Raw genomic sequence first — 1,118 nt, 5'->3', positions numbered from 1 at the left:
TGCATGATGCCAGCGACGTGATCAATAATGCGGTGGCTTCATTACCCATCTTCCGCCACTACCATATTCAGGAGGACCAGTTGCACGCCAGTGCGGATGGTCAGAAATTCGAAACCCATCTGGAAACGTTTAAAACCCGGTATTCCTCAAAGTACTTCGGTACCAATAAAGGGATCACGGCCATGACTCTGGTGGCCAACCACAGCGCCCTCAATGCTCGGATCATCGGCTCTAACGAGCATGAATCACACTATATTTATGATCTGCTGCAATCAAACAGCAGCGATGTCAAACCAGATGTGCTCTCGACAGATACGCACGGTGTCAATCATGTTAACTTCGCCTTATTGGATCTAAGCAGTTACAGCTTTGCACCTCGATACGCGCAGTTCAATAGTGTCATCAACGATCTGTTTGATGTGACTGAAAGTGAACAAGGCAGCACCATACTGGCGCTAAAGAAGCCTATCAGAACGAATGTTATTACAACGGGATGGCAGGATATCAGGCGTATTGTCCTGTCACTTCAGACAAAACGAACAACACAGGCAATACTGGTGAGAAAACTGTCTGGTTATCCTTCAGGACACCCGATATTACAGGCGCTGACAGAGTATAATCGACTGGTTAAAGCGCAATATTTACTTGACTACATCGACGATGCCAGTTTGCGGCAGTATGTGCAACGTGCCCTGAACCGGGGAGAAGCATGGCACTTCCTTAGACGAGCCATTGCGTCGGTGAATGGTGATCAGTTCCGTGGCAAAAACGAGTCTGAAATCGCTATCTGGAATGAATGCGCAAGATTGCTTGCCAATGCGCTCATCTACTTCAACTCCGCGATACTGAGTCATCTTCTGGGACACTTTGAAGCGACAGGTGATGAAGAAAAAGCGGCTATCACTCGTGCTGTTTCGCCCGTTGCATGGCAAAATATCAACTTAAGCGGGACGTATAACTTCACCAATACCGGAAAATTGCCTGATATTAGTGAAATTACGAAGCCAATCGTGGATGATTAAGCTTGGAAACGAAAGTAACCCACAGCTGGAGGCTATATAATACAAAGCCTGTAGCGTTCTATGTTACTTTAGAGGGGAAAATCCCTAGTACCCCAC

General features: G+C 46.8%; 1 protein-coding gene. It reads left to right on the top strand.

Translation table 11 applies throughout. The features are described 5' to 3' along the window. On the top strand, nt 1-1,022 hold a 1,022-nt coding region (locus tag NH454_RS22270; RefSeq protein WP_235374378.1), incomplete at its 5' end, for a Tn3 family transposase. Nucleotides 1,023-1,118: the final 96 nt, after the last annotated feature.

This window comes from Pseudoalteromonas sp. Ps84H-4 (assembly GCF_024124645.1).
Classification (GTDB): Bacteria; Pseudomonadota; Gammaproteobacteria; order Enterobacterales; family Alteromonadaceae; genus Pseudoalteromonas; species Pseudoalteromonas lipolytica_C.
Note: the sequence above shows the minus strand (reverse complement) of the source record. Positions and strands in the feature narration are given on the sequence as shown.